We start from the raw sequence: 5,154 nt of genomic DNA on the forward strand, positions 1-5,154 counted from the left end.
ATCGCATACAGACCCGCTGCGGCGACGATCCCGGCTTGCCGCATTCCGCCACCTAGCATCTGCCGATGCCTGCGCGCTCTTTCGATCACTTCTTCAGACCCCACAAGGATTGAGCCAATTGGTGCGCCAAGCCCCTTGGAGAGACAAAAACTGAGTGTGTCGCAGTAGTTGGCAATTTCCGACACCGGGCATCCGAGTGCAGCAGCTGCATTGAAGATACGTGCCCCGTCAATATGGATTTTCAGGCCTTTCTGCGTGGCGAGATCCGAAACACTGCTCAAATAGTCTAACGGTAGAACCATACCGTCGATAGTGTTCTCGACCGCAATCAGCTGGACAGGCGCAAACAGGATAGAGGCCGGGAAAAGAGAAGCTTCCATGTCTTCCAGTCTCAATGTGCCATCGCTCTGGTTCTGGACGACTTGTGGCTGCACACCTGCAACCATTGCCGCACCTCCCAACTCGCGTAGATAAGAATGGGACCGGTGGCCTACGATGTAAGCGTCACCGCGCTGGCAGTGAGACATGACGGCTATCAGGTTGGATTGTGTCCCAGAGGGCGTAAGTAGGGCCGCCTCTTTTCCAAAGAGGTCAGCCGCAAAACGTTCCAGTTCCTGAACGGTCGGATCATCGCGGTAGTAATCATCACCCACTTCGGCTTCGGCCATGGCATCGCGCATTGGCAAGCAGGGTTTGGTGACTGTATCGCTTCTAAAGTCTAGTTCGAGTTTCTGTTTCATGTTGTTTGGACCTTTGTTGATTTCGTCCCAACCTGCCCGACAGTGAACGAAATAGGTGATTGAAGTTTGCGAGTTTTTGCAATCTGATTGCATATGGATGCAATAAATGGGCAAACCAGCATGGACCGTATAGACCGCAAGATACTCAGCCAACTTCAGAAGGACGCATCTATCGCGAACAACGATCTTGCGGATTTGGTTGGCCTGGCACCATCAAGCTGCCTTCGGCGGGTTCGTCAGCTTAAGAAAAAAGGTGTCATAATAGGGGTGGTGGCCCTCACCGATCCAAAAAGAATGGGCCGACCTCTCAAGGCGATTGTCACAGTCAAGCTGGCCGATCATGGTGTCACCGCCCGAAAGCAATGGCTGACTGACATGAAAACTGAGGCGGCGATCTCTCAAATCTATTCTGTCTCAGGTGAAACAGACACCGTCGTCATGATGAATCTGACAGACATGGAAGAGTTTCAGGAGTTGAGCCAGCGGCTGTTTGCCGAAGATGAAAATGTACTTCAGTATCAATCGCTATTTGTGCTGGAACAGCACAAGTTTAATCTAGCGCTATAGACCCAAATGCCGCCGTCTGTTTGCTCATGGCGAAAGCCCGGTTTATCCGGCGCAGCCTGCATCGGAACACCCGTGACCAATGTCTCCATTGGGCTGGCACCTGCCAAATACGACTGTAGCGCCCAATTGGAGCGGCAATGACCAGTCAGGGTTCGTCACGGCCTTTCTCTAGAACACCACTTTCAGCCCTGCATTTGCACTGAGGGCGCTGGTGTCGCCTGCGTTGCTGAGCCCGGTGGCATAGGCAACGTCGCCAAACAGATCCACACGCTCGGTCAGGACATAGCTACCGCCAAGACCAGCCCCAAGGGTCCAGGGCTCACGCTCCGTCGTCAGCGACGTTCCCGCCACCTCCACCTCACTGCCCGCGCCAAACTCATGGTACAGGTTCACAATGCCATAGAGGCCACTCTCCCCACGCTCCTGCCCCGCGACCTCAAGCCCAAGCCGCAGCTGCTGGCTGGACGCGTCGCTCAGCGCGACCGCCTCCTGGTGCGCCTCACTCGTGAAGTCACTGAACGTCACCGACGACAGGCTCAGCTGGGATTGCGGCGTCACCGTCAGCCGCGTGCCCAGATCAAGCTGCTGTCCCGCCTCCAGCGACAGCGCATAGCCCGTCCCGCTGTTGCCCTCGATCAGGGTCCCGAGCCTGTCCGAGGTCAGGTCGCTGGTGTAGGAGCTCAGCGTCACCTGCCCGTCAACATAGAACCGGCGCGCATCATACCATGTGGCGGCCAGCCCAAGGCCCAGACCACTGGTCTCGATCGACCCGTCCCCCAGGTCAGAGCTGACATCCGTACTGCCCGTCCCGTAGGAGAACATCAGCCCGCCCACAAGAAGCCCCGCATCACTGCTGTTCAGGGTCAGATCCGCCCCGATCTCCATCTCCCACAGACTGCTCTCAAGTGCCGCCCCTGTGGTGCTGTGCTCTTCCGACGTGGTGAGCTGCTCTGTCCCCATCCGGATCCACAGCGGCGTGCCCGTATCCTGATCAGCCGCGTCAGCCCCTGCGCCGCCCCAGGCCAGGCTCCGGAAGTCTTGCGCACTGCCCCGTGCGTGCAGCCCAGAGGGCGCATTGAACGCCAGAAGCGACGCACCATAGCTGTCATAGACCGGCGCAGACGGTTGATAGGTGACTTCACCGCTCTCTGACCGCGCGCTCAACGCCCACCAGGTGCTGCTGCCGCCATCCTGCGCCGCGACTTCAACCTCAGCCAGCCTGTAGAGGTGGGCGCCCGAGATCATCGCCTGCTCCCCGTCCGACATCACGTAGTTGCCATCCATCAGGGTGAAGGTCGCATCATCAGTCTCGCCGCCAACCGAGACCAGGTAGATCGCAAGTGGTCCGCCCTCAGGAGCGGTGCTGTCCAGCCCGGCCAGCGACAGCACCATCTCGCCTGACGCGTTGCCGGTGATCTCAAGCCTGTCGGTGTTCGCACCATCAGGACCCATAACCGCATCCAGCTGAAAAACGCCTCTTCCCGAGCCGGTGTAGTTGCCCTCAATAGTGATCACATCCCCCGCAACCCCGTCCTGCACGCTTAGGGTACCACTATTGGTCACATCACCTGTGATGGTCAGGCCGCCGCCAGGAACGTTGGACACTTTACCTTCAATCGTCGCCCCGGTGCCCCTGTCCCCGCCAGACGCGCTGAATACAGACCCTGCCTCAATCAAGAGATCCATATCCAGTATCGCACCCTTATCCAGGCTCAACTTCGTCTCATCCTTCAGCGTGAGGTGCTCCCAGTCGATGACGTTCTCCATTGAGGTCATTGTCCGGCCACTCAAGATCAGATGATCGTAATCGCCCAAACCGCCGTCCAGGGTATAGGAAAAGTCATAGCTCGCAGTGGCAGCAATCGTGACGCTATCGTTGCCCCCCCTAAGACGAATATCCCCGGTCATGGCTCCTTCCAAGGTGACAGCCGTATCGCCATCCCAGTCTTGTATTGCAAGACCAGACCTCCCCGCCGTCACAGTGGCGGTGTCGGTGATGTGAATTGTTCCGCCGCCGTCAGCGGCGGAAATCGTGCGGATCGCGGCACCGTTGGCATCCGCGTTAAATCCGTCAGCGCCGCCCGTCACACGACCGGCCACATATACGTCAAATCCCCTTCTGCCTTGAGCACGAATGCCATCTGAACCCGCGCCGGAAGCCGTGACCCAGGCCTCCGTGCCCAGCTTGACAATCGCTTGCCCGTCATCCCCCGCGCCTTCGAATTCCGCATAAATCCCGTGAGAGTTTCTCCCAACCGTGGTGATTGTACCGTCCCGCATGTCCACGGTCACATCGGCAGAGCCAGTGGTGTCCGCATAGATCCCATGGGATCCGAAGACGCTGCCGGGGCGGTTCTCCGTCAGGATGGACCCTCCGGTCATTATCACCTTCACCCCGTTTGTCTTGTCCGCGTTGTTTTTGTGGTTCTGGTTATCAATCCGCGCATAAATCGCGGCAGCATTCCTGTGAGTCGTGGTGATCCTGCCGCCGTCCATTTTCACCAGCGCTGTACCAAGGACGCCATTGGCCTGTGCATACATCCCATGGGCATTGACACCGTTAACAATGATAGTCCCATCTACCATTGCAGCCTCAGCCACCCCCGCAGCCGTCGCTATCCCCTCCGCGGTGGTGAACATGTCCTCGGGGGTGGCGAACGCCTGAAGCCCGTGAGATTGGTTTTCATGCGTGATGATCGTGCTGCGGCCATCCGTTTGATCCATTTGCGCAAGTGCATTGCCAAGGCCACGGTTATACGCACGAACCCCGGATGAATTGTTACGCATCGTCTCGATCTCACCTCCGGTCATTCTTGCCGTCATATTGGCCTTACTATCCTCCTTTGCGCCCTGGTCGAGAATCGCCGAAACCGCGTGCGCGAACCCGGTCCTTTCCTGTGGCGTCCCCTCCCTTATCACCTCCCCATGCGTGGTGATTTTGCCGCCACTCATGTGCGCGAGTGCCTCGCCTGACTTACCGCTGGTTCTTGCAATCATCCCTTCTGAATTTGCCTTTTTTGTCTCGATCTCCCCTCCTTCATTTAACAGTGCCGTCGCCGTGGCTGTACTCTCCCTATTGTTGACAAGCGCATCAATCCCATGAGAGTTTTCCCCTTTCGTGGCGATTGACGCAGCAATTGAAGAGTTGCCACCCAGTTCCGCAATTGCATTGCCATTTCCACTGACGACAGAGTAAAGTCCGACGGAGTTTTCCCCATCAATCTCGATCTCCCCTCCGGTCACTGCCACCTTCGCCGTGGAAGTGGCGCTATTCCCCCCATCCACCCGGATCCCGTGATTATCGAACCCTGCCGTGGTGGTGATTGTGCCCCCGCCCATTTGCACAGTAACATCATCTGCGGCGCCAGACCCAACATCGACCCCCCTGCGACCCACCGGACCCACATCAATGCCAGGGGCGTCAAGGGTCAGAGTAAACGTCCCAATTGTGTCATACTGAATGCCATCACTATAGTTGCCAGTGTTACATGTGACGGCGCTTCCAACGGCTGCGTTCCCGGTTTCGCCCGCGCACCCCCGGACCGCGGTCGCCTGAGCCGCTGCCTGGTCCGCACCACCCGCAAGCAGCGCCGCAGCAGTTGCCACGACCAAAAGCCCCGGCGCAATGCTCGCCACCTGGCCCTTGAACCTGGTCAAGCGACCGCCCCGAACCAGGACGTTGAACGGGCGAAGGGCGGGCTGGGTGTCTGGGGACTGGTTGGTCATTTTTGAAACTCTCCTGTGAGGGACTTGAGCACAATCGAGGCAAGGCACCGCCCTGCCTGTCAGGCGGTCAGTGGGGTGGCAGAATTGCGGGCATCAGCCGGAGGCGCTGTTTAAGCCTCAA

At 58.3% G+C, this 5,154-nt stretch carries 3 protein-coding genes; 1 reads left to right on the top strand and 2 read right to left on the bottom strand.

Annotated features, from left to right (window positions below):
- Nucleotides 1–740 (bottom strand): low-specificity L-threonine aldolase (gene ltaE, locus SLH47_RS26040; protein ID WP_320244034.1); only part of this gene is annotated, 740 nt, incomplete at its 3' end.
- Between the two features lie 120 nt (nucleotides 741–860).
- Between ltaE and SLH47_RS26045 the strand changes: the two genes are divergently transcribed.
- A complete protein-coding gene (locus SLH47_RS26045) occupies nucleotides 861–1,307 on the top strand; it encodes an Lrp/AsnC family transcriptional regulator (RefSeq protein WP_320244036.1) in 447 nt (148 codons plus the stop codon).
- A gap of 168 nt (nucleotides 1,308–1,475) precedes the next feature.
- Here SLH47_RS26045 and SLH47_RS26050 read toward each other — a convergent pair whose 3' ends face one another.
- The gene (locus SLH47_RS26050) at nucleotides 1,476–5,033 is read right to left on the bottom strand and encodes an autotransporter outer membrane beta-barrel domain-containing protein (RefSeq protein WP_320244040.1); all 3,558 of its coding nucleotides are present in this window, start codon (nucleotides 5,031–5,033) and stop codon (nucleotides 1,476–1,478) included.
- Between the last annotated feature and the right edge of the window lie 121 nt (nucleotides 5,034–5,154).

It is taken from the genome of Cognatiyoonia sp. IB215182, assembly GCF_033963905.1.
Classification (GTDB): domain Bacteria; phylum Pseudomonadota; class Alphaproteobacteria; order Rhodobacterales; family Rhodobacteraceae; genus Yoonia.

Excerpts from the sequence above, each read along its gene's own strand:
- SLH47_RS26045 (WP_320244036.1), top strand. The coding sequence starts at position 861 with ATGGACCGTATAGACCGCAAGATACTCAGCCAACTTCAGAAGGACGCA.
- SLH47_RS26050 (WP_320244040.1), bottom strand. The coding sequence starts at position 5,033 with ATGACCAACCAGTCCCCAGACACCCAGCCCGCCCTTCGCCCGTTCAAC.